Origin of the sequence: Sphingosinicella ginsenosidimutans (assembly GCF_007995055.1) — a bacterium.
GTDB classification, from domain to species: Bacteria; Pseudomonadota; Alphaproteobacteria; order Sphingomonadales; family Sphingomonadaceae; genus Allosphingosinicella; species Allosphingosinicella ginsenosidimutans.
The window spans coordinates 195,225-221,693 of record NZ_VOQQ01000001.1; the positions used below are offsets into that span (position 1 = coordinate 195,225).

Consider the following 26,469-nt stretch of genomic DNA (forward strand, 5'->3'; position numbering starts at 1 on the left):
CATATTCGCAACCATGATCGGCGCGGCGGCGATGGCCGCCTGCGCGGGGCAGGCACCGCCGCAGAGCGCGTCGGCCGCATCGCCGTCGCGCGCGTCCGTGCCGCATTATGTGCCGCCGGAGGATCCTTACCCGTCCACCTACCGCCCCTATCCGTCCGTCCCGACAGCGATCACCGGCGCGACCATCTATGATGGCGAGGGCGGACGGATCGAGAACGGCACCGTGGTCATGGCGGGCGGCCAGATCCAGGCGGTCGGCGGGCCCGATACGCCGATCCCCGACGGCGCCACCCGGATCGACGGCCACGGACTGTGGGTGACGCCGGGCGTGATCGACGTCCACTCCCATCTCGGCGACTATCCGAGCCCCGGCGTCGATGCGCTTTCCGACGGCAACGAGGCGACCAGCCCGGTGCGGCCGGAAGTGTGGGCCGAACATAGCGTGTGGCCGCAGGATCCAGGCTTCACCCGCGCGCTCGTCAATGGCGGCATCACGACGCTGCAGATCCTGCCCGGATCGGCCAATCTGTTCGGCGGACGCGGCGTGACGCTTCGCAACGTGCCGGCGCGCACCGTGCAGGCGATGCGTTTCCCCGGCGCGCCGCGCGGGCTCAAGATGGCGTGCGGCGAAAATCCGAAGCGTGTGTACGGCCGGCGCAACCAGATGCCCTCCACGCGGATGGGCAATATCGCGCTTGCGCGCCAGACCTGGCAGCGCGCGATCGAATATCGCGAGCGGCGCGCCCGCGATCCCAACACCCCGCGCGACTTCGCGCTCGACACGCTGGTCGAGGTGCTGGAGGGCCGGATCCTCGTCCACAACCACTGCTACCGCGCCGACGAGATGGCCAACATGCTCGATATGGCGCGCGAGTTCGGCTACCACATCGCGAGCTTCCACCACGCCGTGGAAGCCTACAAGATCGCCGACCTCCTGCGCGAGAACGATACCTGCGCGTCGATGTGGGCCGATTGGTGGGGCTTCAAGATGGAAGCCTATGACGCGATCAACGAGAATATCCCGATGGTCCACAATGCGGGCGCCTGCGCGATCGTCCATTCCGACGATCCCAACGGCATCCAGCGATTGAACCAGGCCGCGGCCGAAGCGCTGGCCGACGGACGCCGAATGGGAATCAATATTCCCGACGAGGTCGCCTGGCGGTGGCTCGCGATCAATCCGGCCCACGCCCTCGGCATCGACAACCAGACCGGGTCGCTGCGCCCCGGCAAGCGCGCCGACGTCGTGCTTTGGAACGGCAATCCGTTCAGCGTCTACACCCGCCCGCAGGAGGTGTGGATCGATGGCGCGCTGATGTATGACATGAACAATCCCAGGATGCGGCCGGTCACCGACTTCGAGCTCGGCCAGCCCGGCGAGGGAGACACGAAATGAAGAGGCTCGCCCTCCTCCTTGCCGGCATCGCGGCTCTCGCGGCGGCCCCCGCGCAGGCGGAAACCGTCGCGATCACCGGCGGCCGTCTCGTCATCGGCGACGGCACCGCCCCGATCGACAATGGCACGGTCGTCATCCGCGACGGCCGTGTCGTCGCCGCCGGCGCCAATGTGCCCGTCCCGGCCGGCGCCACAGCGGTCGACGCCCGCGGAAAATGGGTGACGCCGGGCCTCGTCGCCGGCTTCTCGCGGCTCGGCCTGCTCGAGGTCGATGCGGTCGACGAGACCAACGACGTGCGTGCGCCGAATTCACCGTTCAACGCGGCGATCGACGTCGCGCCAGCGATCAACCCGTTGGCGACGGCGATCGCGGTCAATCGTGCCGCCGGCATCACCCGCGCCATCGTTTCGCCCGGCACCGGCCGCAACACGATCTTTGCTGGCCAGGGCGCGATCATCGACCTCGGTGGCGACATGGAGCCGATCACCCGCCCCCGCGCCTTCCAGTTCATCGAGCTTGGCGAGGACGGGGCGAGCAATGCCGGCGGCAGCCGCGCGGCTGCTTATGTGATGCTCCGCAACGCCCTTCGCGAGGCGCGCGACCTTCGCCTGCCGGCCTCCGCACGCCGGCCGAACGGCCCCGACGGATCGCCGGAGAATCCCTATATCCAGGGCAGCACCGGCCGGCCCGACGACGTGTTGCTGACCCGCTTCGACGCCGCCGCCCTGGTCCCCGTGCTCGATGGCACGCAGCAGCTCTTCGTTCATGTCGAGCGCGCCAGCGACATCCTCCAGGTGCTCGCGCTGAAGCAGGAGTTCCCGCGCCTGAAGCTCGTGCTGGTCGGCGCGGCCGAAGGCTGGCGCGTGGCCGACCGGATCGCCGCCGCGCATGTCCCGGTCCTGGCCAACGCGCTCAACGATCTTCCGGCGACGTTCGAGCAGCTCGCCGCGACCCAATCCAATATCGGCCGGATGCACGCCGCCGGCGTCGAGGTCGCGATCGGGATGCTGAACGACGAGGACGGCCGCAACATCCGGGTCGAGACGCAATATGCGGGCAACCTCGTCGCACTCACCCGCATCCCCGGCGCGACGGGCCTCGACTGGAACGCCGCGTTCGAATCGATCAGCGGCGGTCCCGCCGATATCGTCGGGATGGGCGACCAGATCGGGACGCTTCGTCCGGGCCGCCGGGCCGATGTGGTCATCTGGGACGGCGATCCGCTCGAACTGTCGACCGGAGTCGACGCGGTCTGGATCGACGGGGTGCGCCAGTCGCTGACCAACCATCAGACCGAGCTTCGCGACCGCTATCGCCAGCCCCAGGAAGGCGCGCTGCCGCACGCCTATAATCCGAGGCAATAGGATGGCGAGCCTGACGCCGTTGGCGAGCCTCGCGATCGCGACGCTCGCCTTCGTCGGGCTCCACTTCCTGATGTCCCACCCGCTGCGCGCGCCCCTGGTGCGCGCGCTGACCGAACGTGGCTTCCTGGGCCTCTATTCGCTCGTCTCGCTGGCGACCTTCATCTGGATGATCCTCGCCTACCGCGCCGGCGACGATCTCGCTCCGCTGTGGGTCGCGCCTGCCGGTTGGTGGCCGATCGGATCGGCGCTGATGCTTGTCGCCTCGATCCTCTTCATCGGCTCGCTCCGGCGCAATCCCGCCTTTCCCCATCCCGGCGCGGGGCCCGCGGCGATCGGCACGCCCAGGGGCGTGTTCGCGATCACCCGCCACCCGATGAACACCGCCTTCATGCTGTGGGCGTTCGTCCATGCGTCGACATCGGGAAGCCCGCGCAACCTGATCGTCGCCGGCGGCATCTTCGTGCTCGCCCTGTTCGGGTCGATCGGACAGGACCTGCGCAAGCAGCGCCAGCTCGGCCCTGCCTGGCATGGCTGGGCGGCGGCGACCTCCGTGGTCCCGTTCGGCGCGCTGATCGCTGGCCGCGCCTCCTGGCGCTCGGCTGCGCCCGGATGGGTCGCCGTCGTCGGCGGGATGGTCCTGTGGGCGCTGGTGACGTCGTGGCATGCGCCGATCGTGTCACCGCTCGGCGGCTGGCAGGCTAGGCGGCGTTCGACACCCCGGCCCGGTGCTGGGCGAGGAAAAGGGCGAGTTGGTCCGGTGTCATCGCCGGCGCATAGAGATGGCCCTGGAGCGCATCGCACCCCGCCTCGATCGCGATCTGCTCCTCATCGACGCTCGAAATCCCCTCTGCGACCACATCGACCTTCATGGCGTGGCCCAGGGTCACCGCGGCGCGGATGATGGCGACGCTCTGGTCGCGCGCCGCGACGTCGATGAAGGAACGATCGAGCTTGATCCGGTCGACCGGGAAGCGGCGCAGGCAGGAAAGCGAGGAATAGCCGGTGCCGAAATCATCGAGCGCGATGCGGAAGCCGTCGCGCCGCAACTCCTCGATCGCCTGGGCACACAGCGCGCCATGCTCGATGAACAAGGTCTCGGTGATCTCCAGATCGAACTGGCGCGGCTCAACGCCCTCTCCCGCCGCGATGCCGCGGAGCACCGCGGGGAAGGCCGGATCGCGAAACTGGAGCGGCGACAGGTTCACGCAGATCGACAGGGTCGGCCAGCGGCGCGCCATGCGGCAGGCGTCGCGAAAGGCGAGCAGGCCCACTTCGTCGATCAGTCCGCATTCCTCGGCGATCGGCACGATCTCGGCCGGGGCGAGCTGGCCGAGGGTCGGATGGGCCCAACGCAGCAGCCCTTCGAGCCCCGTCACCTCGCCGCCGCGCCCGATGACCGGCTGGTAATGGAGCTTCAGCGCGTCGCCGGTCCCGCGCAGCTCGGCGCGAAGCGCGCTTTCGATCCGGTCGCGACGCTGGACGTCGGCATCCATCGCCTCGGTGAAGATTCGGAAACAGTCGCGGCCCGCCGCCTTGGCGCGGTACATGGTGATGTCCGCCTTGCGGAGCAGTTCGGCCGCCTCGGCCACTTCCGCGCTCGCGAACACCGCGCCGATCGAAACGCCGACCCGCGCCTCGCGCTCGCCGATGAAGAAGGGCTGGCGGATGACGGCGATGATCCGTTCGCACAGGCGGCGGACGTCGGCCTCACCCTTTGCGCCGACCTGGACGATCGCGAATTCGTCGCCGCCGATGCGTGCCACCGTGTCGGTCTCGCGGGCAAGGCCGCGCAGGCGATCCGCGACCTCGGCGACAAGGATGTCGCCGGCATTGTGGCCGAGCGTGTCATTCACCTGCTTGAACCGGTCCAGATCGAGCATGAGCAGCGCGACCTGCTCGCCGCTTCGGCGGTAGCGCGTCAGCGCCTGGGCCAGTCGATCCTCGAGCAGAGCCCGGTTGGCGAGGCCGGTCAGCCGGTCATGCAGCGCCTGATGCTGCACGGCTTCCTGCCGCGCCTCCAGCTCCTGAACCACGTCGACGAGTGAGCGATAGAGGACGGACATGACGAGGATGATCGCGACCGCGGAGGTGAGCGCGATCGGCCAGATCGTCGCGAACAGCTCCAGCCGCGAGCTCGCGCTGTCGCGGATGATGCTCACCGTCGCGAAATTGGTCAGGACAAGTGTCGCCACCGCTGCCGAAACGATCGGCGGGCCGACCCTGCGCGAATAACCCACGTGTCTCTCCCCCGAGGCGACACGGAAATAACGGAGGAGCGGTTAACAAATCGCTTGGATTTTCGTGGGTCATTCTGTCGGCAGATCGAAATCCACGCCCTGCGCGAGCGGCAGATCGCGGCCGTAATTCACGACGTTCGTGGCGCGGCGCATATAGGCGCGCCAGGAATCGGATCCGCTCTCGCGCCCGCCGCCGGTCTCCTTCTCGCCGCCGAACGCCCCGCCGATCTCGGCGCCCGAGGGGCCGAGATTGACGTTGGCGATGCCGCAATCCGAGCCGGCCGCCGACAGGAAGGTCTCCGCCTCGCGCAGATCGGTGGTGAAGATCGACGAAGACAGGCCCTGCGGCACGCCGTTCTGGAGGGCGATCGCCTCGTCCAGCGTGCGATAGCGCAGGATGTAGAGGATCGGCGCGAACGTCTCTTCGATCACGACGCCCGACTGCGCCGGCATTTCCGCGAGCGCCGGCCGGACATAGCAGCCTCCGATCGGCTCACCGCCCTGGATGGCGCCCCCCTGCCCTTTCGCCCGCGCGAGCGCCGCCTGCATGGCCGCGACCGCATCCTCGTCGATCAGCGGGCCGACCAGGGTGCCGCTCTCAAACGGATTGCCGATCGAAAGACCAGGCCAGATCGCCTTCAGGCGGCCGACCAGATGATCGTAGATATCGTCGTGGACGATGAGCCGCCTGAGGCTCGTGCAGCGCTGCCCCGCGGTGCCGACCGCGGCGAAGGCGATCGCACGCTCCGCGAGCGCGAGATCCGCCGAGGGCGCGACGATCATCGCATTGTTGCCGCCAAGCTCAAGCAAGGTGCGGCCGAAGCGCACGGCGACGCGCGGCGCAAGCGCGCGGCCCATGCGGGTCGATCCGGTCGCCGACACCAGCGGCACGCGCGGATCGTCCGCCAGCGCCTCGCCCGCCTCGCGCCCGCCCTGGACCAGCTCGAGCAGGCCCTCAGGCGCCTCCTCGAACTCGATGGCGACGCCGGCGAAGATCGCGGCGACCGCCGCCGCGCAGAGCGGAGTCTTCTCGGACGGCTTCCACACCACTGTATCGCCGCACACCAGGGCGAGGCAGGCGTTCCAGGCCCACACGGCAACCGGAAAGTTGAACGCCGAGATCACGCCGACCGGCCCGAGCGGATGCCAGGTTTCCATCATCCGATGGTCACGCCGCTCGGTCGCGATGGTCAGGCCGTGCAATTGCCGCGAGAGGCCGACCGCGAAATCGCAGATGTCGATCATCTCCTGGACCTCGCCGAGCCCCTCGGAGAGGATCTTGCCGCATTCGAGCGTGACGAGGCGGCCGAGCGGCTCCTTGTGCGCCCGCAGCGCCTCCCCGAACCTGCGGACGAGCTCGCCGCGGCGCGGGGCCGGCACCATGCGCCAGTGCTGGAAGGCGGCCTGCGCGCGACCGACGGCGGCGGCGACATCGGCCGGCGAGGCGGTGGCCACCTTGCCGATCAGGCCGCCGTCGATCGGCGAGGTCGAGCCGAGATCGCCGGCGCCCGGCGTGATCCCGAGCCGGTCGAACAACCGCGCCGCTTCGGCTTCGGAAGAAAAGCTCATCTTGCGGTCCGTTCGATGAGGGCCATGGCGGCGGCCGGATTGCGCTCCTTGGCGCCGGAGATGATGAAGGCGAAGACCTCGCGGGGTTCTGCCGACGCCGGCACGTTCGACGCATAAGCGCGCCCAGCCGGGCGTTCGCCGCTCGCCCAGCCGCGGATCACCTCCGCCCAGCCATCCAGCTCGGCCGACGTATAGCCGGTGGGCTCCTCCGCGCGCGTGGACTGGAGCCGCGCATAGACGAATCCGGCGGTCTGATCGGCGATCTCGGGATAGGTGTCGTGATGCGCGAAGACGATCGCCACCCCTGCCGCGCGCGCCTGGGCCACGAAGTCCGCCGACCGGAAGCTCTCGTGCCTTACCTCGATCGCGTGCCGGAGCGCGATCCCGTCCTGCCGCGTCGGCAAGAGGGCGAGAAACGCGCTGATGTCGTCGGGATCATATTTCTTGGTCGGGGCGAGCTGCCACAGGATCGGGCCCAGCTTGTCACCGAGCTCGGTCAGCCCCTGCCCGCAGAAGCGGGCGATCGACTCCCCCGCCTCGCCGAGCACGCGACGATTGGTGCAGAAGCGCGACGCCTTGAGCGCGAAGCGGAAGCCGTCCGGCACCGTCTGTGCCCAGCGCGCGAATGTTTCCGGTTTCTGGCTTCTGTAATAGGTCGCGTTGACCTCGGTCGCAGTCAGGTGCGCGCCGACATATTCGAGCTGCTTCGCCTTGGCGAGCTTCGGCGGATAGAAGGTCTCCCGCCACGGCTCATAATCCCAGCCGCCGACGCCGATATGAATGGATGCCATGCCCCGCTTCCTAAGGTTCGCACCGGTGGCGGGCAATAAGCGCGTTCGCGCCGGCGGACTTACACGAACGGGAATGGCGAGACTGATTTCCTGAGCTCGCTCACCGCCAGGGTGCGACCCACGGGGGCGGTGGCGCGCTGGGGACAGCCGGCGCGCGGGCAGAGCGCGCAGGCCGGGCCGATCGGGGTGACCCGCGGATGGGCGAGGTCCAGCCCGTCGGCATAGGCGATGCGCGCGGCGTGGCGAACATCGCAGCCGAGGCCGATGGCAAGCTGGCTGTCCTCCGCCGGATCGAGGCGGATGGCGCGCGACACCGTTCGTCCGATCGTGAAATAGCGCTCGCCGTCCGGAGTCTCGACAACCTGCGTGACGACCCGGCCCGGCGTCTGGAAAGCCGAATGGAGGTTCCAGCGCGGGCAGGTGCCGCCGAAGCGGCTGAACGGAAAGCTCTCGCCGGCGAAGCGCTTGGAAACGTTGCCCGCGGCATCGACCCTCAGCATGAAGAAGGGGACGCCGCGCGCGCCGGCCCGGTTGAGCGTCGTCAGCCGATGCGCCGCCTGCTCCGCGCTGACGCCGAACTCGGCGCACAGCCGGTCCAGATCGTAGCGATGGCGCTCCGCCGCCTCGAGAAATGACTGGTAGGGCATCATGGCCGCCGCCGCCGCATAATTGGCGAGGCTCATGTGAAGCAGCCTGCGGGTCGGCGCGTCGGGCGGCGCGGCGGACACCACCATCCTGTCGAGCAGCGCGCGGAACTCCACCAGCACGAGCTGGTAGGCGAGCGCGAACGTCCGGCTCTCGCTCCGGAGCAGCTGGGAGAGGAGCAGCCGCTTGCGATGGATATCGTAATGCTGGCTGGCTCCTTCAATCAACTCGGGCGCAACGACGCGCACGTCGATGCCGAATGCCTCCCTGAGCCGGCGCCGCAGCGTCTCGGCGATGGCGAGTGGATCGCCGAGCGCGCCGGCCAGCGTCTCCGCAGCCTCCTCGATCGCCGGGAAATGGTTGCGCTGCGACTGAATATAGTCGCGCACCCATTTGGTCGGGCTGAGCGCGGCATTCTCCTCGCTCTCTCCCGCGGGCCGCTGGCGCAGTTCGCCGAGCGCGGCATAGAGTCGTGCGATGCCCTCGGCCGCGGCGGGCGCATTGTCGGCGATCTCGACCAGCTCGTAGCGCGGCACGGCGAGGTCGGAGAACAGCGGATCGGCGAAAATCTCGCCGAGCTGGGCGGGGCCGACCGCATCGCCGCCCTCGGCCGCAAAGCTCTTCAGATCGACGTCATAGGCTTCGGCGAGGCGCAGCAGCACGGTCGCTGTGACCGGCCGCTGGTTGCGTTCGATATGGTTCAGATAGGAGGGCGAAATGCCGATCTCGGCCGCCATGGCGGCCTGGTTGAGGCCGAGCTCGCGGCGCAACCGGCGCATTCGACCGCCAAGGTGGAGTTTGCGTTCCGCCATCCTGCAAATCTGTCAACTTTATACAATACACGCAAGTCGTATCGTGACGCAGCGACCTTTTTCGGGGATGCGGGACGCCCGGATCGGTGATTTCGATGGCACCACCGTTCCTGCTGCGAGGCCGCCATGACCGATTTCGCTGATCTGATCCCCGCCCCCGCCGACCGCTTCGACGGTATCGCGCGCGCCTACACGCCTGAGGACGTGGCCCGCCTGCGCGGCTCCGTCCCGGTCGAATACAGCCTCGCGCGGCGCGGCGCCGAGCGGCTGTGGGCGATGCTCAAGCGCGAGGAGCCGGTGCGCGCGCTCGGCGCCGTCACCGGCAACCAGGCGATGCAGATGGTGCGCGCGGGGCTTGAAGCCATCTACCTGTCCGGCTGGCAGGTCGCGGCGGACGCGAACACCGCCGGCGCCATGTACCCGGATCAGTCGCTCTATCCCGCCAATGCCGGTCCGGAGCTCTGCCGCCGGATCAACCGCACGCTCCAGCGCGCCGACCAGATCGAGCATATGGAGGGCGGCGCGACGCGCGACTGGTTCGTGCCGATTGTCGCCGATGCCGAGGCCGGCTTCGGCGGACCGCTCAACTGCTTCGAGATCATGAAGGCCTATATCGAGGCGGGCGCGGCCGGCGTCCATTTCGAGGACCAGCTCGCGAGCGAGAAGAAGTGCGGGCATCTGGGGGGCAAGGTGCTGATCCCGACCCAGGCGCATATCCGCAACCTCGACGCGGCGCGGCTGGCGGCGGACGTCTGCGGCGTGCCGACGATCCTCGTCGCGCGAACCGATGCGGAAAGCGCGCGCCTGATCACGTCCGACATCGACGAGCGCGACCATGAGTTCCTCACCGGCGAGCGCACGGCCGAAGGCTTCTTCCGGCTGAAGGACGGCACCGGCATCGATCATTGCATCAAGCGGGGCATCGCCTTCGCCCCGCACGCCGATCTCCTGTGGTGGGAGACGAGCCATCCCAATCTCGAGGATGCGCGCCGCTTCGCCGAGGCGGTGCAGAAGGCCTGCCCGGGCAAGATGATGGCCTATAATTGCTCGCCGAGCTTCAACTGGGAGGCGAAGCTCGACAAGGACACCATCGCACGCTTCCAGCGCGAGCTCGGGGCGATGGGCTACAAGTTCCAGTTCGTCACCCTGGCGGGCTTCCACAGCCTCAACCACGCGATGTTCGAGCTTGCGCGGGGCTATCGGGACCGCGGCATGGCCGCCTATTCCGATCTCCAGCAGGCCGAATTCGCGAGCGAGGCCGCCGGCTACAGCGCGACCCGGCACCAGCGCGAAGTCGGCACCGGCTATTTCGATCTGGTCGCGCAGACCATCGCGGGCCCCGAAGCCTCGACAGTGGCGCTCGCCGGATCGACCGAAACCGCCCAGTTCGAACGTGCCGCATGAGGAGAGAAGCGATGAAACGCTATTGGGTCGTCGGCGGCGAATATGAGGATGCCGCATTCCGCCGGCTCGTCCCCGGCACCGAGACGCTCGCGGGACCATTCGAGGACGAGCGGCGGGCGCATGACGAATGGGTGCGGCTGACCTGCCGCCCCGGAACCGCCCCCGCGACGATGCAATACAGCATCGTCGCCGACGGGCGCGGCCGATGAGCGATCTGGCGTTGACCGAGCGGGCCGCGCCGGCTGAAACGGCCGGCATGGACGATATCCTCACCCCGGAAGCGCGCGCCTTCCTGGAGGCGCTTCACCGCCGCTTCGATGCCCGGCGGCGCGCGCTGCTCGCCGAGCGCCAGGAGCGCCAGCGCCGCTTCGACGCCGGCGAGCTGCCCGATTTCCGATCCGACACGCGCGCCATCCGCGAGTCCGACTGGAGCGTTGGCGCGATCCCGCCGGACCTGCTCGATCGCCGCGTCGAGATCACCGGGCCGACCGATCGCAAGATGATCGTCAACGCGCTCAATTCCGGCGCGCGCGTCTTCATGGCGGATTTCGAGGATGCGACCGCGCCGACCTTCGCGAACATGCTCGCGGGCCAGGCGAACCTGCGCGATCGCTGGCGCGGATCGCTCGATTTCGACGACCCCGCCTCCGGCCGCCATTATGCACTCGCCCCCGATCCCGCCGTGCTGATGGTCCGCCCGCGCGGCTGGCACCTCGACGAGCGCCACTTCACGGTGGACGGCGCCGCGATCGCCGGCGGCCTGTTCGATTTCGGCCTTTACGTCTGGCACAATGCCGCGGCCTCGATCGAGGCGGGCTCAGGCCCCTATTTCTACCTCCCCAAGCTCGAGAGCATGGAGGAGGCCGCGTTGTGGAGCGACGTCTTCGCCTTCGCTGAGCAGAAGCTCGGCCTGGCGCGCGGGACGATCAAGGCGACGGTGCTGATCGAAACGATCACCGCCGCCTTCGAGATGGACGAGATTCTCCACGCTCTGAAGGAGAATATCGTCGGCCTGAATTGCGGCCGCTGGGACTATATTTTCTCCTACATCAAGCGGCTCGGCCGGACGCCGGAGCGGCTGACCCCCGATCGCGCGGCGATGAAGATGGATAAGGCCTTCCTTGCCGCCTATTCGCTGAAGCTCATCGAAACCTGCCACCGGCGCGGTGCTTTCGCGATGGGCGGGATGGCCGCGCAGATCCCGGTCAAGGGCGACGAGGCCGCCAACGAGGCCGCATTCGACAAGGTGCGCGCCGACAAAAGGCGCGAGGCGGCGAACGGCCATGACGGCACCTGGGTCGCGCACCCGGCCCTCGTCCCGGTCGCGATGGAGGTGTTCGAAAACGCCTTTCCCGGCCCGAACCAGCTCCACCGCCGGATCGACAGCGGCGTCACCCGCGAGGACATGCTTCGGCTCCATGAGGGGCCGCGCACCGAGGCTGGCGTGCGCGGCAATATCCGCGTCGCAATCCGCTACATCGCCGCCTGGATCGGCGGGCGCGGCGCCGTCCCCCTCTACAATCTGATGGAGGACGCCGCGACCGCCGAGATCTGCCGCACGCAGCTGTGGCATTGGCTTCGTTTCGAGGCCCCGCTGGACGACGGCCGGCCGCTCGGGCACAAATTGTTCGACGCGATCCTGGCCGATGAGCTTGCGGCACTGCGTGCTCTGGGTGAGCCGCATATCGAGGAGGCGGCAACCATCTTTACCGAGCTGGTCACCTCCGCGACGCTGGAGGAGTTCCTGACGCTTCCCGCCTATCGGCTGCTCTGACCCGAGGAGTCGCACCGCCGCTCCGGCACGGGGCCGCCGATGCGCGGCCCCATCGGTCGTGCATGAAAAGCACAGTCGATCAAGATATTCACTAGCGCGTGAATTAGTATTGAAATCGGCGTCGATTTGCGGCACTCCCCCATGCAAGACGTCCTAGAACGTCGCAGATGGGAGGGGTTATGAAGAGTGTCGTCCTGATTGGCGCGTCGCTGATTTCGATCGCATGGTGCGGACAGGCCGGAGCGCAGACGACGTCCGACAGTGGCACGTCGCAGAGCAGCAATGCCGACCAGGATCAGTCCGGCCAGGACATCGTCGTTACTGCCCAGCGCCGCAACGAGCGGCTGCAGACGACGCCGATCGCCGCCTCGGTGCTGACCGGCGCGGATCTCGCCAACCGCAATATCGTCAATGTCGATCAGCTCCAGTTCGCGATGCCGAGCGTCGCGGTGGACAATTTCGGCCAGGGCCTCGAATTCAACATCCGCGGCATCGGCAAGGCCGAGCACAACACCCAGACGCTGACCGGGGTCATCACGTATCGCGACGGCGTTGCCACCTTCCCCGGCTATTTCCAGGGCGAGCCTTATTTCGACATCGCCCGGGTCGAGGTGCTGCGCGGGCCGCAGGGCACGATCGCCGGCCAGAACTCGACCGGCGGCGCGGTGTTCGTCACCACCAACGATCCGATCATCGGCGGCGGCGCCCACGGCTATTTGCAGGGACAGTTCGGCTCCTATTCGGATGCCGGTCTCCAGGGCGCGATCAACCTGCCGATCAGCGACACCTTCGCCGCCCGCATCGCCTGGTTCACCGAGCGCCGCGGGGGCTTCTATGACATCACCGGCCCGGGCGGGACGCCCTATACCGGCAACAACGGCGACCTGCGCGAGGCCGCGGGCCGGATCAGCTTCCTGTGGCGCCCGACGGACCGGCTCTCGATCCTGTCGAAGACCGACGTCGATTATCTCGATTACGGCGCCTATCCGGCCGATCCCTATTATGCGCGGTTCCGCGTCCTGCCGGGCACGTCCACGCCCAATCCCTATTATAACGACCTGTTCGACATCAGCCTGAATTCGCCACAGGGCGCGAAGGACTCGTTCGTCCGCTCCACGCTCCGGATCGACTATGAGTTCGATGGCGGCGTGCGGCTGCGTTCGATCAGCGGCTACCAGAACGGCACCACCAAATATCGCGCCGATCTCGACGGCCTCGCCGCGCCGACCGTCTTCACGCCCAATGCGAACCAGACCTTCTTCGACAATGTCGGCGAGCGCATCTGGTCGCAGGAAATCAACCTGATCTCGCCGGACGACCAGCGCTTCACCTGGCTGCTCGGCGCCTATGGCCAGTGGAACACCTACTATTTCCGGCGCCCCTTCCAGTTCGTGATCGGCGTCCCCGAGGGCAATCCGGCCACCGAATACAGGCTGGAGGGCACCAATCCGCAGCGCGATCTCGCCTTCTTCGGCCAGGTCGGCTTCCGGATCACCCCGCAGCTCAAGCTCGAACTTGGCGGCCGCTACACCTGGAGCCACACGCGCAACGACGTGCAAGTCATCCAATATGGCGTCCCGATCGACGACCAGCAGAGCGCGCGGGCGAACGATTTTTCGTGGAAGGCCTCGCTCGGCTGGGAGATCAACCGCAACCAGTATCTCTACGCCTTCGCGGCGACCGGCTTCCGCGCCGGCGGGCTCAACGTGCCGGTCGGCCTCGGCCTGCCAGATCCCTTCGAGCCTGAGAAGGTGACCTCCTTCGAAGCCGGCTGGCGCGCCAATTTCCTCGGCGGCCACATCCGCACGACGCTCAACGGCTTCTATAACAATTACCGCAACTTCCAGGTGATCATCGGCTATCCGCTGTTCCCGACCTTCGGCATCGAGGTGAATGTTCCCGATACCACCCGCATCTATGGCGCCGAGTTCGAGGCCGAGGCGCATCTCGGGCGCTTCTCGTTCGATTTCGGGGTGAGCGCGATCCACAGCTCGCTGGGCCAGTTCTTCGCCACCGACCCGCGCCTCCCCAGCGTCCTGCCGTGCGATCCGAATACGGGCCCGGCGAGCGCGACCTGCCTCAATCTCAAGGGCCGCGAACAGACCTATGCGCCGAACTTCACCTTCAATGCCGGCGCCCAATATGTGTTCAACCTTGGCAATGCGGGCACGCTGACGCCGCGGGTCAATTTCGGCCACGTCGCCGCACAATGGGCGACCTTGTTCGAGAACCCCGCGCTCGGGGACCGGCTCGAGGATCGCAACATCCTGGGCGCCCAGCTGGCGTGGACGAAGGGGCCGTGGACGGTGACGCTCTACGGCACCAACCTCACCAACCAGCACTATGTCGGCGCACTCAACTCCGGCCTCGATTTCGCCGGACCGCCGCGGCAGTACGGTATCAGCGTGCTGCGCCTCTTCTGAACGACCCTCCGGCGGGCCGCTCCGATCCGCGGATCGGGCGGCCGCCGTCTTTTAGAGTGCGTACCGACAAGTTCATGCAAGCCTATGCCCTGACGATCGACAAGTTCCTCGATCATGCCGCAAAATGGCATGGCGATCGCGAGGTGGTGCAGGCGACCGCCGGGGGCGGCACCACGCGCATCGGTTATGCGGCGCTGCGCGAGCGCGCCGTGCGCCTGTCGGGGGCGCTTCGCTCGCTCGGGCTGGCGTTCGGGCAAAGGGTCGGCACCCTCGCCTGGAACACCCAGCACCATTTCGAGCTCTATTACGCAACGATGGGCATGGGGCTGGTCTGCCACACGCTCAATCCGCGGCTGACGGTCGCGCATCTCGCCGCCATCATCGGCGAGGCCGAGGATCGAGTCCTCGCGGTTTCGGCCGATCTCGCGCCGCTGGCCGCGCAGCTGGCGCCGCTCTGCCCGACGCTCGATCACATCATCCTGCTCGACGGCGGCACCGACGCGGACCTGCCGGGCGCGCTGGAGTATGAAAGCCTGCTGGCCGAGCGCGGCGCACCGGTCGATTGGGGCGGCTTCGAGGAGGAGACGCCAGCGGGCCTGTGCTATACGTCGGGGACGACCGGGCGGCCCAAGGGCGTCGTCTATACCCACCGCTCAAACTACCTGCACACGCTGCGCGCGCTTCAGGCGGACGCGATCGCGCTGACGGCGCGCGACACGGTGCTCCCCGCCGTGCCGATGTTCCACGCCAATGGCTGGGGCATCCCCTTCGCGGCACCGGCGGCGGGCGCAAGGCTCGTCCTGCCCGGCCGTCACCTCGACGGGGCGAGCCTGGCGCGGCTGATGCGCGAAGAGCGCGTCACGGTGGGCATCGGCGTCCAGACCGTGTGGCTGGGCCTGGTCGACCATCTCGACGTGACCGGCGAGACGCTGCCCGACCTCGAGCGCGTCCTGATCGGCGGATCACCCTGCCCCGAGGCGCAGATCAGGCGGATGGAATCGCGGCTCGGCGCGCATGTCCAGACCAGTTGGGGCATGACCGAATTGTCGCCCGTGGGCACGATCGCGCCGCCGGTCGGCACGCAGCGGCCCGGCGACGATGCCGGCCAGGTGCCGATGGGGCTCGATCTCAAGCTGACCGACGAGGACGGCGTCATCCTGCCCGAGCAGCGCGGCGTCGTCGGTCGGCTCTACGTGCGCGGGCCGAGCGTGGTCGATCGCTATTTCGGCGAGACATCGGATGCGCTCGATGCCGACGGCTGGTTCGAGACCGGCGATCTCGCGACCATCGACGCCGAGGGGAACCTGTCCATCCGCGGCCGCGCGAAGGACCTCATCAAGTCGGGCGGCGAATGGATCAACCCGGTCGAGATCGAGGCAATCGTCGGGCGCGATCCGGCGGTCGGCCAGGTCGCCGTCATCGCCTCGCCCGATCCCAAATGGGGCGAACGCCCGATCCTGGTCGTCGAGCCGCGACAGGGCAAGCAGATCGATCGCGACCGGCTCGTCCACGCGCTGCGCGGCGAGGTCGCGGATTGGTGGATTCCGGACCGGATGGCGCGGGTGGCGGCCATGCCGCTCGCCGCGTCCGGGAAAATCGACAAGAACCGCCTGCGCGAGGACTTCGCCGAAGGCCGGCTGAACGGCGAGCCGCTCGCCCGCTAACGCTGGCGGCACGCCTCCGTCGCCGGCGGGTTGCGGGGGGACCAGAGGCCGACATTCCAGTTCCAGCCGATCCCTCCGGCCGCGTTGCGGCGGCACACCACTTCCTCGTTCAGCTCGTACATGCCGGGCATGAGGTTCGCCGAAAGGTGCGGCGTGTCGGTGAAGTGCATGTAGGCGCGCTCGGTGCCATAGGGCGCCCAATCGGGCGCGTTGGCGGCGCGCGGGCGGCCATCGCGCGCGAAGCTGGTCCAATAGCCGATCATCGCATCGGAAAGCGCGGTCTCGCCGGCGGTGCGCGGCGGGTTCGGCCAATAAGGCGGCGTGCCGTCGAACGTGCCGAAGACGAAGGGAAGCTCGCTCGCGTGGAAGGCGTGGAGGCCAGCCTGGTCGGCCGCCGGATAGGCGTGATCGAACAGGTAGAGATAGGAGGGCACGCCCAACGCCGTCTGCGCCCGCGCGACCTTCTCCGATGTCCAGCCGTAAAGCTGGTCGCGGGTCGTCGCGAGGATCGATTCCATCATGTCGCTCGACGGATAGAGCCGCAGGAACGCATCGGCCAGATCGCCGTAGGTCCGGCGGATCTGCGCCTCATAATCGGCCGCGCTTGCCGGCGGCTGGGCGGGCGCGAGGACGCGTAGCGAGCGGATTTCGCCGGCGTTGAAACCGATGAGGACGGGCACGTTCGCCTGGCGCCCCGCATTGAAGGCATCGACCATCTGCTCGGGAAGGACATGACCGTCGACCGCGGCGAACGGCGCGAAATGGGCGGCGCTGGCGGCGGCGTTGAGCGTCGCCGCGTCCATCCGCCTGAGCGCCGCGATATCCGGCGCCTGGACCGCCGCGCCGAGCAGCGCGCCGGCTTCCTCCGCCGCCGGCCAGCCATGGACGCCGCGCTTCAGCGCCGGCATCGAAATCATGTAGCCGCTTTCTGAGATCGCCTTGCTGAACAGCCCGCGCGCATCCGGCGCGACCATCAGGTAGAGCACGCTGAGCGCGCCCGCCGATTCGCCGGCGATGGTGACGTTCGAAGCGTCGCCGCCGAACGCGCCGATATTGTCCCTGACCCAGCGCAGCGCCGCGATCTGATCGAGCAGGCCATAATTGCCCGAAACATGATCCGGCGATTCCCGGCTGAGCCCTGGATGGGCGAGATAGCCCAGCACGCCGAGCCGGTAGTTGATCGACACCACGATGACGCCGCGCTCGGCGAGCCGGGCGCCGTCATACATCGTCTCGCGGCTCGAACCGGTCCACAGCGCGCCGCCATGGATCCACACGATCACCGGCGCATGCTCCGCATGGGCGGGCGTCCAGATGTTGAGCGTCAGGCAATCCTCGCTCTGCGGCAGTGGCGTGTCGACCGAATAGATGGTGTGGAGCGAGCCCTGCGGCGGCTGGATGCAGGCGGGGCCGAACGCGGTCGCCGCCCGCGTCCCCTGCCAGCGCGGCATCGGCGCGGGCGGCCGCCAGCGCCGCTCTCCGACGGGCGGGAGCGCGTAGGGGATGCCGCGGAAGACGCGCAGATCGCCCTGGGCCTCGCCGGCGAGGGTGCCGGCCGGCGCATCGACGACGGGCGGCTGCTGCGCGGCGGCCGGCGCCGGCGCCCCCGCAAGCATCCCGGCGGCGCTTCCAACGGCAATCAGTCGACGAATCATGGCGTGGCTCCGTGCGATTCGGCGCGGCCCCGGCCAAGGATCCGCGCCAGCCAGAAGAAAAGGACGGCGGCGATAAGGTAGAAAGGCGTCAGCGTCAGCAACGCGACCTGAAGCGCGTGGTCGACCCCCTGCCCCGCGAACCAGTCGCTCGCCGCGCCGACATAGGTCGGGCCGAGGCCAAGACCGATGAAGTTCATGATGAGGAGCAGCAGCGCACCCGACATGACGCGCTGGTCCGGCCGCACCTCCTCCTGGACGAAGGCGACGGCGGAGGAGAGATAGAAATAGTTGAGCGCCATCGCACCGGTCAGGCAGACCAGCGCGACCGGCCAGGACGGCGCCAGCAGGAAGCCGAGATAGAGCGGCAAGGCGGCGATCAGAGATACCGCCGGGATCGAGGCATAGGCGCTGCGCCGCCGCGACGTCATCCGGTCGATCAGCCGGCCCGAGACGATCATCCCGCCGCCCATCCCGACAAGAACCGTGAGGGCATACCAGATCGCGACCTGATCGAGGCCCATCCCCTTTTCGCGCATCAGGAAGAGGACGGTGAAATTTCCAAGCCCGTAGGTGATGAACTGGGTGGCGCCCGATCCGAGCGCCATCAGCATCAGCGGCAGGCGCGAGAAGAACATGCCGGCCGTTTCCCAGAAACCCGCGCCCGGGGCCGCTTCGCCGGACGCGCGGTCGAACGCGCCGCGCGGCGGTTCGCGAACGATCAGCTTCACTGCGATCGCGGCCACGATTCCGACGCCCCCGATGACGAGAAAGGCGTCGCGCCAGTCGAAGGCCGCCGCGATCGACGCGCCGAACGCGATCCCGGCCGCGGCGCCAAGCGGCGGACCCAGATTGTAGATGCCGAAGGCGATGCCGCGCCGCCCCGGCGGGAAGGTGTCGGTGATGATCGCATAGGAGGGCGGAACCCCGCCCGCCTCGCCGAAGCCCACCGCCATGCGCGCGGCGACGAGCTGGCCGTAATTGGCGGCAAGCCCGCAGGCGGCCGTGGCCGCGCTCCAGATCGCGCAGGCGATCGAAAGGATCGTCACCCGGTTGGTCTTGTCGGCGAGCCAGCCGATCGGGATCGCGATGAAACAGTAGAACAAGGCGAAATAGAGCCCGCCGATCCGCCCCAGCTGCCCATCGGTGATGTGCAGTTCGTCCTGGATCGGCTTGGCAAGGATCGACAGCAGCTGCCGGTCGAGGAAGTTGAGCACATAGATGCCGCACAGCATCCACAATACGAGCCACTGCCGGGCGGGCTTCGCAGCCTGCGCGGCGATCCCTTCGGCGGCTGCGCTCCCCGATTCGGGGGCGCCGGTCGTCGCGCTCACCTCATTGCTCTCCCATATCTTTTCTCCTGACAATGGGCCGAAGCCGGGAGCGCGTCAACATACACTATCACGTGCGTGAATATTATTTGCGGCCCGGAAGTGGGTTGACGTTAGGGGCCCGACGTTCAAAAGCCATTGTGTGACCGCGACCACCCGCCCCCGCCGACCATCGAAAAAGGCCGAGCAGCGGGCAGAGATGATCGAGAAGATCCTCGACGCCGCCGAAGGCCTGTTCGCACAACACGGCCTGTACGGAGTCACGCTGAAGGACGTGGCCAAGCAGGTCGGCGTTCATCATACCCTTCTCAACTATTATTTCTCGGACAAGAAGACCTTGTTCGACGCCGTGTTCGCGCGCCGGGCCGTCGTGACGAGCGAACGGCGCATGAAGGCCCTCGACGATTATGACGCGGCCACTGCGGGCCGGCCGACGGTCGAAGGCGCGCTGCGCGCCTTTCTGGACACGGATCTCGATCTCTATATCGAGGGCGGCGAGGGCTGGAAGAATTACGCGCAGCTCGGCGCGCAGGTCGCGAACGCGCCGGAATGGGGCGCGGAGCTGATGGACACCAATTTCGACCCCGTCGTCCTGCGGCTCATCGATCTGCTTCGCAAGGCGCTCCCCGAATGCGCCGATGAAGACATTTTCTGGGGCTATCATTTTGTCACCGGCGCGCTGATGCTGACGCTCGCCCGCACCGGACGCATCGACAAGCTGTCGGGCGGCTTGTGCCGGTCCGAGGATTTCAGCGCGGTCAAGGAACGCATGGCGACCTTCATGGCCGCCGGCTTCATCGCCGTATGCCGGGAACGCGCCGGGAAACGCGGCCGATAACCTTCGCTATCTTGTGAGTTAATATCTCGCACGTTATGCCTGCCTCAAACAGGCAAGGAGCGATGAATGACTCTCCAGGATCGCGTCGCGATCGTCACCGGCGCCGGGAGCGGCCTTGGCCGTTGCCACGCCCTCTATCTTGCCCGCCAGGGAGCGCGGGTCGTCGTCAACGATCTGGCCGCCGAACCGGCCGAACGGGTCGCCGCGGAGATTCGCGTGGCCGGTGGCGAGGCGATCGCGGCCGCGGCCTCGGTGACCGACGAAGCCGCGGTGGCGGCGATGGTCGATGCGGCGATGGCGCGCTGGGGCCGCATCGACATCCTCGTCAACAATGCGGGCATTCTTCGCGATCGGAGCTTCGCGAAGATGACGATGGACGATTTCAGGCTGATCGTCGATGTCCACCTGATGGGCGCTGCGATCTGCACCAAGGCGGTGTGGGAGATCATGCGTCGGCAGGCCTATGGCCGCATCGTCATGACCACCTCCTCCTCCGGCCTCTACGGCAATTTCGGTCAGGCCAATTACGGCGCCGCCAAGATGGCGCTCGTCGGCTTGATGCAGACGCTTGCGATCGAGGGCGAGAAATACGGGATCAGGGTGAACTGCCTCGCGCCGACGGCGGCGACCGGCATGACCGAGGGCGTGCTTTCCGACGCCAGCCTCGCCGCACTCGATCCGGCGCTCGTCAGCCCCGGCCTGCTGCTGCTCACCAGCGATGAGGCGCCGACGCGCGCGATCCTCGCCGCGGGCGCCGGCCATTTCGCGGCGGCGAACGTCACCCTGACCGAAGGGCGCTTCGTCGGCGCGCGCGACGATGCCGGCGAGCAGGTGATGTGGCACTGGGCCCAGATCTCCGACCGGAGCGGCGAGATCGTCCCCCCTTACGGCTTCATGCAGGCGGAGCGCGAACTCGCGAGTGCCGGAATGGACGCGCCGGTGATGGCGGCGGCGCGGTGACACGAGGGGGCGCGGGCCCGATCTCGCGACGGGCGCTGCTTGCCGGCGCCGGCGCTGCGATCGGTGCGAGCGCCCTCGCCTCCCCTTCCACCGGTTCGCGCGGACGCCGCCCCGCGCCGCCGGGCTTCCTTTGGGGCACCGCCATCTCGGCTCATCAGAGCGAGGGCAACAACACCAACAGCGACGCCTGGCTCGCCGAGAATATCCGTCCGACGCTGTTCCGCGAACGATCGGGCGATGCCTGCGACAGCTATCATCGCTATGCCGAGGACATCGAAATCGCCGCGAGGCTTGGCCTCAACTGCTACCGGCTCGGCATCGAATGGTCGCGGATCGAGCCGAGCGAGGGCCAGTTCTCGAACGCCGAGCTCGATCATTATGCGCGGGTGCTGGAGACGTGCCGGGCCCACGGCCTCGCGCCCGTCGTCACGTTCAACCATTTCACGACCCCGCTCTGGTTCGCCGCGCGCGGCGGCTTCGAGGTCGAGGATTCACCCGCTCTCTTCGCCCGCTACTGCCGCCGCGCGGCCGAGCATCTGGGCGGGCCGATGCACCTCGCGACCACCTTCAACGAGGCGAACATCCAGCTGCTCGTCCGCCTCCTCGCCCCCTCCGACGAGGCGCGCGCCGGGGTTCGCGCGGCCAATGAGGCGGCGGCGCGAGCGACCGGATCGCCCCGCTTCTCGCGCCTCGCTTATGCCGATCCGGAGATCGTGACCCCGATCATGCAGGAGGCGCACCGGCAAGGCTATCGGGCGATCAAGGCGGCGCGGCCCGACCTGCCGGTCGGCCTCACGCTCACCACGCAGGACATCCAGGCCGCGACGCCCGATGCGCCGGTCGCCCGCTTCCGCGACCGCCTGTACGGTAGCTGGCCCGGCGTCGCGCGCAGCCATGCCGATTTCTTCGGCGTCCAGACCTATACGCGCTTCCGGGTCGATGCGAACGGCATCGTCCCGCCGCCGCCCGGGGCCGAACTCACCGCGAGCGGCTATGAATTCTATCCGGAGGCGCTCGCGGCGACGATCCGCTGGGCCCATGCGACGATCGGCAAGCCGATCTACGTCACCGAAAGCGGCATTGCGACCGACAACGACCGGCGGCGCATCGCCTATATCGATCGCGCGCTCGACGGCGTGCGGCAATGCCTGGACGAGGGGATTCCGGTCCACTCCTATCTCTACTGGTCGCTGCTCGACAATTTCGAGTGGACGTCGGGATATGGGGTCCATTTCGGCCTCGTCGCCGTCGACCGCAGCACGTTTCGGCGCACGCTGAAGCCGAGCGCGCTCCATTTCGGCGCCCTTGCGCGGGCAAACCGGATCTAGGCCTCGGCGCGCTTCGCGATTTCCTCGGCCGCCTCGGCAAAGCCGGTATTGGCGGCGGGAACCCCAGCATAGACGGCGAGGAGCATCAGCGTCTCCTCTCTTTATCGCGACGCCGCTCCCTCAGGGCTGCACGATCTTCCGGCGCGGACCGATATAGTTCTTTACCCCGGCTTCCGATCCGAGCGCATGGATGCGGCCGTCCATCTCCTCCTGCCAGATCAGCGATTCGATCGCGATGTGCATCGGGTGATCCTGGACGGTCAGCGTCCCCTGGTCGACGGGGGAGCCGTCCGGCGAACCCATATAATGGGCATGTTCCGACCAGCCGGGCGCCGACAGCATGAGATCGCCGACGCCCCATTCGTAGGTCTGCCCGTCGACGACGCTCTTCCCGCCATTGCCCAGGAAATAATAATTGATCGACGAGGAGCTGTGACGATGGCCCCGCTTGACCTCGGGCGGCCGGTTGCTGCGGGTGCCGCCGGACATGGTAGCGAAGAAGCTGTGCGTGGTGCCGTTGCGGCGCTCCGTCGCCGGATTGTAGAGCAGCATGATCCCGCGATTGTTGGTGCGCGGCGCAAACGGCAGGTTCTCGCGCACCTTTGCCCAGGGCCAGTGCAGCGCCTTCGATTCGACGACATCGATATCGACCAGATATTCGTAGCTGCGCATCTTCGCGCCGCCGGTTTCCAGATCGACCTCGAACGCGGATTCCTGTGGCTTCCACGGCTCGGTCGGGCGGGGACGGCGGATGATGGAGGGGTCGGGATCCTCCTCGACATAATGAACGCCGAGCTTTTCGAGCACCGGCGCGTTCGAATAGGTGAAGCACACGAACAGGTCGTCGCCGGTGTTGCGGTGGCGATAGACCTGCATGGACGGGATGTTGCACACATCCCACTTTTCGAGCCGGATCTGCTCGCCGCTCACTTCGACCACGCCGGTCCCGCGAACGCACATTTCGAGCTGGTTGGAGTTGCGGCGGATCGGCGCGCTCTCCTCACCGGGCTTCAGCACGTTGATCGTGACATCGGTTCCCGGCGCAAGGCCGAGCCCCGGCGCCTTCGCATAGGGATGGACGACCGCGCTGGCGCGACGGCCGTTGTCCGGGCGATCGAGATCGGCCAGCCGCTCGATCTCGCGCTCGATCGAGGCGCGCGGAACGACGAGCGCGGGCCAGATTTCCGGGCCCGACGGTTGTGCGCCGCTGCGATCGAGAAATTGGGGCGTGAGTTCGGTCACCTGTCCTGCCTTTCGACTCCTGTGCCGCCTTCTTGTGCGGACACCAACATTCAATCACACATGATTGTTTTTGTTCCGGCGCTCGTCAAGTCGGCACGGCGTCGGTTCGCCGGTCGCCAGCGTCGGGACGGACCTGCGCGAGCAGCCGCGTCGCGCCCGCGCGCAGCAGGCCGATATCGGTCCCGACCGACACGAAAAGCACGCCCTGCCCCAGCCGCGCTCGCGCATCCTCGGGATCGAGCGCGAAAATTCCGGCGGGCTTGCCGCAGGCGGCGATCCGGCGAAGCGCGTCGGCGATCGCCGCCTGCACCTCACCATGGCGCGGATCGCCGAGATGGCCGAGCGAGGCGGCAAGGTCGCTCGGCCCGATGAACAGCGCATCGACGCCCTCGACCGCGGCAATCTCCTCGATCGCGTCGAGCCCGGGACGGCTCTCGATCTGGAGAATGACGCAGATCTGTTCATGGGCGCGCGCGAGATAATCGGGCGCCGTCCCGAAGCCCGAAGCGCGGCTGGTGCTGCTGGCGACGCCGCGCGTTCCCACGGGCGGGTAGCGGGTCGCCGCGACGATCGCCCGGGCCTGGGCCGCGCTTTCCACCATCGGCACCAAAAGGGTACGCACGCCGAGATCGAGATATTGCGCGATGACCGCGCGGTCCTGACTCGGCGGTCGGGCGACCGACTCGATGCCGGAGGCGGCGACCGCCTGGAGCTGCGCGAGCAGGGTCTGCAGCGTGTTCGGCGCATGTTCGCCGTCGAACAACAGCCAGTCAAACCCACAGCCGGCGCAGATTTCGGCCGCGGCCGGGCTCGTCAGCGCCTGCCACAGCCCGATCTGCGGACGGCCCGCGCGCAGGGCCTCGGCGATGCGATTGGGGCGGAGCGCGCTCATGCGAACCGGAACGCGATCGTGCCGAGCGGGCCATAATCCGCACTGAACACGTCGCCCTCTCCGGCGGGCACCGGCGCGGTGAAGGAGCCGCCCAGGATCACCTCGCCAGCCGACAGCTTCTCGCCATGCGCGAACAGCTTGTTGGCGAGCCAGGCGGGCCCGTTGGCGGGGTGGTTGAGGACCGCGGCGGCCACCCCCGATTCCTCGATCACCCCGTTGCGCGACAGCAGAGCCGAGATCCAGCGCAGGTCCGTCTGATCGGGCCGCGTCGGCCGCCCGCCGAGCACGATGCCCGCGTTGGCGGCATTGTCCGAGATGGTGTCCATGACGGTGCGGGTGCGGCCCGTCTCCGGATCGACCTGGCGGATGCGCGCATCGATGATCTCGATCGCCGGCTGGATGAAATCGGTCGCGTTGAGGACGTCGCGGATCGTGCAGTCGGGGCCCTCGAGGTCCGATTTGAGGAAGAAGGCGATCTCGACCTCGACGCGCGGGACGATGAAGCGCGTGAACGGAATGTCCCCGCCGTCGGCGAAGAACATGTCGTCGAGAAGGAGGCCGTAATCGGGCTCGGTGATGTTCGAGGAGCGCTGCATGGCGCGCGACGTAAGGCCGATCTTGCGGCCTTTCGCCACGCGCCCCTCGGCGAGCTTCAGCGCCATCCATTCCCGCTGGATCGCATAGGCATCCTCGATCGCCATGCCGGGATGCTCGCGCGAGAAATGGCCGATCTGGGTGCGCGTGCGCTCCGCCTCGTGGAGACGGCCGGCGAGTTCGGTGACGAGCGCCCTATCCATTCGCGGCCTCGGCTTCCACCGCCGCGCGGCGCAGCAGCTCGCGTCCCCCGAACCACAGCGCGACCATGCTCGCGATCATGATGACCGGATAGCAGGCGAGCATGGCTGAGGGCAGCGCGAGCGGGCCGGTGAAGAAATATTTCCCGACGAGCGCGAAGATCGTCGGGCCGATCGCCGAGCCGGTGTTGGTCGCCACCGCGTAGAAGGCGGTCGCCTTCCCCATCAGCCGGGTCGGCGTGACGAAGGACAAAGCGGCGCTGGTCGCGATCAGCACGCCACCGTCGAACAGCAGCGAGAAGAAGACGCTGCCCCACATCACCGGGATGGACGGCGCGAGCAGGATGAACAAGGTCGGCAGGATATGGAGCGCGGTGCCGATGAAGGCGACGCGCATGACCGCGTCGGGCGATTTCTTGCCGAGCCGGTCCATGATGTAGCCGAGGCTGAACAGCACGACCGGCCCGGTGACAAGCGCGATCGGCCCGAGCACCCGGCCGATCTCCCCCGGCGTCAGGTGCCAGGTCCGCCCGATCGCCGCCGGGAGCCACTGGTTCCAGCCATTGCCGATCTGGGCCAGGAACATCGCGCCGTAGATCAGCAGATAGACTCGCCGGTTGGCGCCGATATGGCGGAAAAGCTCGCCGAAGGTCGCCGCGCCGCGCTGCGGCGTGCGCTCCTGCCGCTTCGGTTCGCGGAAGGTGAAGAGCAGCGCCGCGAGCGGGATGCCGATGAGCGCCGGCGTCGCGATCGCGATCTGCCAGGGATGCAGCCGGCCGAGCAGCGGCACGCCCGCAAAGGTCCCCGCGGCGGCGAGCGACAGGATCAGCGCGCCGCCCCAATTGCCGAGGCCCCGCCCGAGGATCGGCGACATATAGTAGATGCCGAAGGCGCGGGCGCGGTGTTCGGGCCGGATGCCGTCGCGCATCAGGGCGAAGGCGGACGGCGGCAGCGCCGCCTCCCCCGCGCCGAGGCCGAGCCGGCCGAGAAAGAGCTGCCAGAACCCGGTCGCGAGCGCGCACACGAGGCCCATGATCGACCAGAAGATCGACGCGATCGCGATCAGCAACCGCCGGCTCATCCGGTCGGCAAGATAGCCCGCCGGGAAGGCGCAGACGGTGAACAGGAACACGAACGAGAAGCCGAGCAGGAGGCTCATCTGCACGTCGGTGAGCCCGAGATCGTGGCGGATCGGCTCGACCAGCAGCGAGATGATATTTCGATCGATGCTGCTGATCGAGAAGATCATGGTGAGCGCCACGATCATGCGCCACTGCGTCTGGCCTTCGAAGCCGGCCTCTGCGGCCTCCTGGACCATGGCGCCCGATCGCAAGCTCATTTCCGGTTCCTGTC

Annotated in this window: 20 protein-coding genes and 1 pseudogene; 11 read left to right on the forward strand and 10 right to left on the reverse strand. The window is 68.0% G+C overall.

What is annotated here, in order from left to right:
- Positions 1–13: 13 nt before the first annotated feature.
- The 3 genes and pseudogenes from FRZ32_RS01050 to FRZ32_RS01060 form a co-directional block, all read left to right on the forward strand.
- Positions 14–1,396 carry an amidohydrolase gene (locus FRZ32_RS01050; RefSeq protein WP_147041753.1) on the forward strand — a complete coding sequence of 461 codons (1,383 nt, stop codon included), beginning with the start codon at positions 14–16 and terminating at the stop codon, positions 1,394–1,396.
- Positions 1,393–2,760 carry an amidohydrolase family protein gene (locus FRZ32_RS01055; protein WP_147041754.1) on the forward strand — a complete coding sequence of 456 codons (1,368 nt, stop codon included), beginning with the start codon at positions 1,393–1,395 and terminating at the stop codon, positions 2,758–2,760. The genes FRZ32_RS01050 and FRZ32_RS01055 overlap by 4 nt, the downstream gene beginning before the upstream one ends.
- Before the next feature lies 1 nt (position 2,761).
- Positions 2,762–3,421: pseudogene (locus FRZ32_RS01060) on the forward strand (NnrU family protein); the annotation flags it as partial.
- 37 nt (positions 3,422–3,458) lie between these two features.
- Here FRZ32_RS01060 and FRZ32_RS01065 read toward each other — a convergent pair.
- The 4 genes from FRZ32_RS01065 to FRZ32_RS01080 all read right to left on the reverse strand — a co-directional run bounded on the left by FRZ32_RS01065 (position 3,459) and on the right by FRZ32_RS01080 (position 8,814).
- Entirely contained in the window at positions 3,459–4,997 is a 1,539-nt protein-coding gene (locus FRZ32_RS01065; protein ID WP_147041755.1) for a putative bifunctional diguanylate cyclase/phosphodiesterase, read from the reverse strand.
- Positions 4,998–5,066: 69 nt separating this feature from the next.
- A complete protein-coding gene (gene amaB / locus FRZ32_RS01070) occupies positions 5,067–6,566 on the reverse strand; it encodes an L-piperidine-6-carboxylate dehydrogenase (RefSeq protein WP_147041756.1) in 1,500 nt (499 codons plus the stop codon).
- Complete coding sequence (locus FRZ32_RS01075; RefSeq protein WP_147041757.1) at positions 6,563–7,357, reverse strand: DUF72 domain-containing protein; 795 nt, start codon at positions 7,355–7,357, stop codon at positions 6,563–6,565. The genes amaB and FRZ32_RS01075 overlap by 4 nt, the downstream gene beginning before the upstream one ends.
- Before the next feature lie 59 nt (positions 7,358–7,416).
- The gene (locus FRZ32_RS01080) at positions 7,417–8,814 is read right to left on the reverse strand and encodes a helix-turn-helix domain-containing protein (protein WP_147041758.1); all 1,398 of its coding nucleotides are present in this window, start codon (positions 8,812–8,814) and stop codon (positions 7,417–7,419) included.
- Positions 8,815–8,940: 126 nt separating this feature from the next.
- On the opposite strand from FRZ32_RS01080, the gene aceA reads away from it, so the two are divergent.
- From aceA to FRZ32_RS01105, 5 genes are all read left to right on the forward strand, one after another.
- A complete protein-coding gene (aceA, locus tag FRZ32_RS01085; RefSeq protein WP_147041759.1) occupies positions 8,941–10,218 on the forward strand; it encodes an isocitrate lyase in 1,278 nt (425 codons plus the stop codon).
- Between the two features lie 11 nt (positions 10,219–10,229).
- A complete protein-coding gene (locus FRZ32_RS01090) occupies positions 10,230–10,427 on the forward strand; it encodes a DUF4170 domain-containing protein (protein ID WP_147041760.1) in 198 nt (65 codons plus the stop codon).
- The gene (aceB, locus tag FRZ32_RS01095) at positions 10,424–11,992 is read left to right on the forward strand and encodes a malate synthase A (RefSeq protein ID WP_147041761.1); all 1,569 of its coding nucleotides are present in this window, start codon (positions 10,424–10,426) and stop codon (positions 11,990–11,992) included. Before FRZ32_RS01090 ends, aceB begins: the two co-directional genes overlap by 4 nt.
- Positions 11,993–12,171: 179 nt before the next feature.
- A complete protein-coding gene (locus tag FRZ32_RS01100) occupies positions 12,172–14,415 on the forward strand; it encodes a TonB-dependent receptor (protein ID WP_147041762.1) in 2,244 nt (747 codons plus the stop codon).
- A gap of 74 nt (positions 14,416–14,489) precedes the next feature.
- Positions 14,490–16,079 carry a long-chain-fatty-acid--CoA ligase gene (locus FRZ32_RS01105; RefSeq protein ID WP_147041763.1) on the forward strand — a complete coding sequence of 530 codons (1,590 nt, stop codon included), beginning with the start codon at positions 14,490–14,492 and terminating at the stop codon, positions 16,077–16,079.
- Here FRZ32_RS01105 and FRZ32_RS01110 read toward each other — a convergent pair.
- Together FRZ32_RS01110 and FRZ32_RS01115 are read right to left on the reverse strand one after the other, a co-directional pair.
- Positions 16,076–17,734 (reverse strand): carboxylesterase/lipase family protein, encoded by a 1,659-nt coding sequence (locus FRZ32_RS01110; RefSeq protein WP_147041764.1) that lies wholly within the window; start codon positions 17,732–17,734, stop codon positions 16,076–16,078. The genes FRZ32_RS01105 and FRZ32_RS01110 overlap by 4 nt on opposite strands.
- Complete coding sequence (locus FRZ32_RS01115) at positions 17,731–19,065, reverse strand: spinster family MFS transporter (protein ID WP_243445154.1); 1,335 nt, start codon at positions 19,063–19,065, stop codon at positions 17,731–17,733. The genes FRZ32_RS01110 and FRZ32_RS01115 overlap by 4 nt, the downstream gene beginning before the upstream one ends.
- Positions 19,066–19,261: 196 nt before the next feature.
- On the opposite strand from FRZ32_RS01115, the gene FRZ32_RS01120 reads away from it, so the two are divergent.
- From FRZ32_RS01120 to FRZ32_RS01130, 3 genes are all read left to right on the forward strand, one after another.
- Positions 19,262–19,900, forward strand: a complete 639-nt coding sequence (locus tag FRZ32_RS01120) for a TetR/AcrR family transcriptional regulator (RefSeq protein ID WP_147041765.1) — start codon at positions 19,262–19,264, stop codon at positions 19,898–19,900.
- Between the two features lie 66 nt (positions 19,901–19,966).
- Positions 19,967–20,860: an SDR family NAD(P)-dependent oxidoreductase gene (locus tag FRZ32_RS01125; RefSeq protein ID WP_147041766.1), complete on the forward strand. Its 894-nt coding sequence runs from the start codon at positions 19,967–19,969 to the stop codon at positions 20,858–20,860.
- A complete protein-coding gene (locus FRZ32_RS01130; RefSeq protein ID WP_243445155.1) occupies positions 20,857–22,188 on the forward strand; it encodes a glycoside hydrolase family 1 protein in 1,332 nt (443 codons plus the stop codon). The genes FRZ32_RS01125 and FRZ32_RS01130 overlap by 4 nt, the downstream gene beginning before the upstream one ends.
- A 120-nt stretch (positions 22,189–22,308) precedes the next feature.
- On the opposite strand, the gene FRZ32_RS01135 is transcribed toward FRZ32_RS01130, so the two are convergent.
- The 4 genes from FRZ32_RS01135 to FRZ32_RS01150 all read right to left on the reverse strand — a co-directional run bounded on the left by FRZ32_RS01135 (position 22,309) and on the right by FRZ32_RS01150 (position 26,455).
- Complete coding sequence (locus FRZ32_RS01135; protein ID WP_147041767.1) at positions 22,309–23,430, reverse strand: cupin domain-containing protein; 1,122 nt, start codon at positions 23,428–23,430, stop codon at positions 22,309–22,311.
- An 85-nt stretch (positions 23,431–23,515) separates the two neighbouring features.
- On the reverse strand, positions 23,516–24,322 hold the full coding sequence (locus FRZ32_RS01140) for an HpcH/HpaI aldolase family protein (protein WP_147041768.1): 807 nt from the start codon (positions 24,320–24,322) through the stop codon (positions 23,516–23,518).
- Positions 24,319–25,119 carry a 2-oxo-hept-4-ene-1,7-dioate hydratase gene (hpaH, locus tag FRZ32_RS01145; protein ID WP_147041769.1) on the reverse strand — a complete coding sequence of 267 codons (801 nt, stop codon included), beginning with the start codon at positions 25,117–25,119 and terminating at the stop codon, positions 24,319–24,321. Before hpaH ends, FRZ32_RS01140 begins: the two co-directional genes overlap by 4 nt.
- Positions 25,112–26,455, reverse strand: a complete 1,344-nt coding sequence (locus FRZ32_RS01150; protein ID WP_147041770.1) for an MFS transporter — start codon at positions 26,453–26,455, stop codon at positions 25,112–25,114. Before FRZ32_RS01150 ends, hpaH begins: the two co-directional genes overlap by 8 nt.
- Positions 26,456–26,469 lie beyond the last annotated feature (14 nt).

Excerpts from the sequence above, each read along its gene's own strand:
- FRZ32_RS01050 (WP_147041753.1), top strand. The coding sequence starts at position 14 with ATGATCGGCGCGGCGGCGATGGCCGCCTGCGCGGGGCAGGCACCGCCG.
- FRZ32_RS01055 (WP_147041754.1), top strand. The coding sequence starts at position 1,393 with ATGAAGAGGCTCGCCCTCCTCCTTGCCGGCATCGCGGCTCTCGCGGCG.
- amaB (WP_147041756.1), bottom strand. The coding sequence starts at position 6,566 with ATGAGCTTTTCTTCCGAAGCCGAAGCGGCGCGGTTGTTCGACCGGCTC.
- FRZ32_RS01075 (WP_147041757.1), bottom strand. The coding sequence starts at position 7,357 with ATGGCATCCATTCATATCGGCGTCGGCGGCTGGGATTATGAGCCGTGG.
- FRZ32_RS01080 (WP_147041758.1), bottom strand. The coding sequence starts at position 8,814 with ATGGCGGAACGCAAACTCCACCTTGGCGGTCGAATGCGCCGGTTGCGC.
- aceA (WP_147041759.1), top strand. The coding sequence starts at position 8,941 with ATGACCGATTTCGCTGATCTGATCCCCGCCCCCGCCGACCGCTTCGAC.
- FRZ32_RS01090 (WP_147041760.1), top strand. The coding sequence starts at position 10,230 with ATGAAACGCTATTGGGTCGTCGGCGGCGAATATGAGGATGCCGCATTC.
- aceB (WP_147041761.1), top strand. The coding sequence starts at position 10,424 with ATGAGCGATCTGGCGTTGACCGAGCGGGCCGCGCCGGCTGAAACGGCC.
- FRZ32_RS01100 (WP_147041762.1), top strand. The coding sequence starts at position 12,172 with ATGAAGAGTGTCGTCCTGATTGGCGCGTCGCTGATTTCGATCGCATGG.
- FRZ32_RS01105 (WP_147041763.1), top strand. The coding sequence starts at position 14,490 with ATGCAAGCCTATGCCCTGACGATCGACAAGTTCCTCGATCATGCCGCA.
- FRZ32_RS01110 (WP_147041764.1), bottom strand. The coding sequence starts at position 17,734 with ATGATTCGTCGACTGATTGCCGTTGGAAGCGCCGCCGGGATGCTTGCG.
- FRZ32_RS01120 (WP_147041765.1), top strand. The coding sequence starts at position 19,262 with ATGATCGAGAAGATCCTCGACGCCGCCGAAGGCCTGTTCGCACAACAC.
- FRZ32_RS01125 (WP_147041766.1), top strand. The coding sequence starts at position 19,967 with ATGACTCTCCAGGATCGCGTCGCGATCGTCACCGGCGCCGGGAGCGGC.
- FRZ32_RS01140 (WP_147041768.1), bottom strand. The coding sequence starts at position 24,322 with ATGAGCGCGCTCCGCCCCAATCGCATCGCCGAGGCCCTGCGCGCGGGC.
- hpaH (WP_147041769.1), bottom strand. The coding sequence starts at position 25,119 with ATGGATAGGGCGCTCGTCACCGAACTCGCCGGCCGTCTCCACGAGGCG.
- FRZ32_RS01150 (WP_147041770.1), bottom strand. The coding sequence starts at position 26,455 with ATGAGCTTGCGATCGGGCGCCATGGTCCAGGAGGCCGCAGAGGCCGGC.